General features: G+C 46.3%; 1 protein-coding gene and 3 pseudogenes. 1 reads left to right on the top strand and 3 read right to left on the bottom strand.

The features are described 5' to 3' along the window. The 3 genes and pseudogenes from E0D98_RS22680 to E0D98_RS22670 form a co-directional block, all read right to left on the bottom strand. Nucleotides 1–1,867, bottom strand: a 1,867-nt coding sequence (locus tag E0D98_RS22680; RefSeq protein WP_131891077.1) for a colicin Ia central receptor-binding domain-containing protein, incomplete at its 3' end; no start/stop codon positions are given. 278 nt (nucleotides 1,868–2,145) lie between these two features. Beyond that, nucleotides 2,146–2,838, bottom strand: a pseudogene (gene yagA, locus E0D98_RS22675) (protein YagA); the annotation flags it as partial. Continuing rightward, nucleotides 2,834–3,043: pseudogene (locus E0D98_RS22670) on the bottom strand (helix-turn-helix domain-containing protein); the annotation flags it as partial. The pseudogenes yagA and E0D98_RS22670, both read right to left, overlap by 5 nt. 101 nt (nucleotides 3,044–3,144) lie before the next feature. On the opposite strand from E0D98_RS22670, the pseudogene E0D98_RS28100 reads away from it, so the two are divergent. After that, nucleotides 3,145–3,252 (top strand): annotated as a pseudogene (locus E0D98_RS28100) (transcription termination factor NusG); the annotation flags it as partial.

The following is a 3,252-nucleotide window of genomic DNA, read 5'->3' as shown; positions in this document are numbered from 1 at the left end:
GTTTATTGACCTGCTCAATAAACTTATCATTAACAAACGCACTCACAGCCGCCATAATAATTGCAAAACCCAGAATACCTACAGGGGTTCCCAGCATGACGGAAAACGTCCATGCTGTAACTGCTGAAGCAGCTCTTCCTGCTGCCAGTGATTCAAGTTTTACAAAAAATGGACGCCAGTTGTCCGTTTTTACAGCCTTTTGTAACTCCACAGCAACATCATAACGATCAATAACTTTTCCGGTAAAACCAAATGCCTTACTGAACAGCTTAAAATTCTCCGCCATATGGACCTGATTAATAGCTTCCAGGGCTTTAGAAATGGCCATGCGATCTTGTATGCTATATTTCTTGTTCAGATTATTACGGAATTTATCAAAAGCGTTCAGTGCATCATCCACACTCTTAATCTGTTTCCCTTGAGATACAGAAGCCAGCTCCTTAGCAAGTTCGGATGCTTGTTTACCGAACTCATCATATATCGTTCTGTAGAAATCAGAGGTGAGTTTTATGGCATCCTTTATCATATTTATTTCATCCCTTTTTCTTTTCTCTTCAGCTATTTTCTGATTTATGTCAGCAAGCTGGCTACGGATATTCTCTTTTTCCTTCAACAGGGCATTAAGAGCATCATTTGCATGCTTTTGTTCATTTGTTCTGGCACTGACGTTATTTCTCGCCGAATTTACCGCAGATTCAGCAGAGGTGATTTTATTTCTGGCATCAAGCAATCGTTGCCGTAACTTATCCCATTCAGCAACTTCAGCATTATAAATTTTCTTGTCACCTTCCACATCCTCTGTCACCACCGGATTCCGGTCATTCAGAATATTGCGTTTATAGTCCAGACCGGAATGGGTCAGAAGATAATTCAGGTTTGCACGGTTATCGATGACCGCGCTGGTTGTGATTTTTATCGTACCGGCAAATCTCGGATCACCACTCACAACAATAGAATGATTTGTTGATGAACGCCCCGGGAATTTTTCAGGGGAAACTATCGTTTTGCCGTCAGGCGTGTTTTTCTGTTGCGTCAGCTGTTGTTCAGCTCTGGTTAATGCATTACGGGCCGTCTTAAGCGATTCCGTCACCGAACTGAGTTTATTCCGGGCCTCTGAAATGGCCCTGTCATTCCGTGTCTGCTGCCCGAGCAGACGGGCCTGTTGTGCATCAAGAACGGCAAGGGCTGCCCCGCCATTTTTTTCCAGCTCTGACAACCGCGTGTCCAGAATACCTTTTCTGCGCTCGTATTCAGCAAGCATATCAGCGGCCTTCTTGTCTGCGTTCTGCGCATCCTTCTGCCGTTTTTCAGCCTGTTCGATTAACGACCTGGCCTCGCGGGGAGATATACGAAGAGAATCAGCATCAGCAAACAGCATCCGGCTCTCTGTATGCAGCCGGAGGGCATCATATCCGGCGATTTCAGTACGGAATCCGTATTCTCTCAGCTCTGCCTGCAGGAGTCTGAACTCCTGTCGTGTAATATCAGCGGCATCTGCGTTTCCGGCACGGAGTGTTTTCAGTGTGTTTTCATCTTTTTCCCTTGCAGCAATTGCCGCAGAAAGGCGTTTTCCGGCTTCAGTACGCTTATTCTCATTTTCTTTCTGCTGCGCGCTGAGCGTGTTTTTGTACGCTGTGATTTCCTTGTCCCTTTTTTCGATATCACTTCGGGTTGGGGAATCATCGACCCACTCGTTTCCGCCCCAGATGGTTTTGTTCCCGAAGGAACTCCATGCAGGCGGGGTACCATGAAAGACATCGACACGTGGAGGGTTTACATAAATATCAACGGCCATAATTTCATGGCCATCTGAATCATACCCCAGCGATTCTGCACCGGGATTTGTAATACGTACAGGGTCAGACATTCGGTATCTCCTTCATCCTCTGAGGAAAACAAATGAATTAACTGCTTACGTATATGGATACATATACAGTATTAATTTATTAAGGAGAAAATGGCATGTCAAGATTTAATGATAGTGATTATCATTAACATGAAGTGGTATTATACCGTTCAGAAAGCCTGCTGACGCTGTGGCAGCATCACAGTCTGGGTATTCTCTGGTGCAATACAAAAACCGGACTTTCCCGTAACAACAGACAATGTTACGGGAAAAGTTACAGAACTGAGCCACAAAATATCTCAGTACCTGAGATGCATAAAAACACCGTACATATGTTTCTCAAAAGGGGGATGATCGTTATCCAGCCATTTCGGTGGATCGGTATGCAGAACACCAATCTGCTTCATGCCGGTATGCTGCCTGGATTTTCTCGCGCAGTAATCACTGTCTTCATATCCCATCGTTTCGATGACCACTCTGGCCGTCTTTCCGTCAGGAGCCCTTGCTGTGACAATGAAATCCGGCAGGACATATTTCTTTTCACCATTAACATAAACTTCTGTATCAAACAGGGGCCTTTCCAGACTTAATTCCGGCGTACCAGGCTTTCTTTTAAGCCAGCTGGCCACATTCAGAAGAGCAGTGAGCGTGTTTCGTTCCAGTTTGCTATCCACAGGCACCGGACATGTCAGTTGATAAAGAGCATGAGCATACCCTTCACTGCAGATGATTCTGCCATCGGCACTCCGGCAAAAAGTAAGAATAACCCAGTAAGGGGGACGTATTCCGCCCTGCGCTTCACCATTAATACTGATCCCCCGCACAGGTCTGATGACCTGAATATTACCGTTCGCCCAGTGAATTTCCACAGCATCACGACAGATGTGCTGCGCCATAAAAATCTGAAAGAACATATGTTTTCTTCTGGCAGGCCAGTGTCGTTCTGAATTCTCCAGCGTTTCCATTAACCGCTCCTGAGACCTTTCAGACATTCTCTGCCAGGCGCATGTCGATGTAATCCATAAACGGTTTCAGCTTAACCATTTTGTGGCGGGTCTTTCTGGCTGGCGGTTCAGGGTATTTGAGGTAGCGTCTGACCGTCCGTTCAGAGCAACCAATCTGAGTCGCAATATCGACAATGTACGCGCCCTGCTGGCGCATTTGCTTTATCATGTAAAAGTCCTCTCTGCTCAGCATGTTGATGTCCTTTCTGGTGTGAGAACCTTAAGGAAACAACATGTTGGGTGGAGCGGACAATCCAAATGGTGAATTACCGTCTTATATCACTGGCGCTGACAGCCTCCACCCTCTGGCTGACAAAAGCGCGTTACCAGTACCTCCTCCGGCTTGATGCACAGCCTCTGCCGGAGTCGAGGATCGCCTTGCTCCTGCACCTGGTATCTGAT

It is taken from the genome of Escherichia sp. KCJ4928 (assembly GCF_004352695.1).
Taxonomy (GTDB): domain Bacteria; phylum Pseudomonadota; class Gammaproteobacteria; order Enterobacterales; family Enterobacteriaceae; genus ECMA0423.
The sequence above is the reverse complement of the archived record's forward strand: the minus strand, read 5'-3'. Positions and strand labels throughout refer to the sequence as shown.